The sequence below is a fragment of the Pseudoalteromonas sp. S3178 genome (assembly GCF_005886985.1).
Lineage (GTDB): Bacteria > Pseudomonadota > Gammaproteobacteria > Enterobacterales > Alteromonadaceae > Pseudoalteromonas > Pseudoalteromonas carrageenovora.
In genome coordinates, this window is the sequence record NZ_PNCW01000541.1 from 1 (window position 1) to 217 (window position 217).

Here is a 217-nt window from a genome sequence, read left to right on the forward strand (position 1 = left end):
AACCTGAGTTCTATGACAAGCTGCCTATTTATTGGCAAAAAGATGTGGCTAAAACTGTGACAGTGCCAAATGCATTTTATATACCGCCAGCTTATCCGCATATTGTGGAAAAATTAAAGTTACATGGAGTATTAGTAGAAAAAGTCACTTCACATGACGAGATAGTAGGCTTACAGCAAGCGGTGATCACTCAGTATAGTTTTGCAAGCTCTCCCTT

Annotated in this window: 1 pseudogene; it reads left to right on the plus strand. The window is 39.2% G+C overall.

Annotated features, from left to right (window positions below):
* A pseudogene (locus tag CWC11_RS22115) lies at positions 1 to 217 on the plus strand (peptidase M14); the annotation flags it as partial.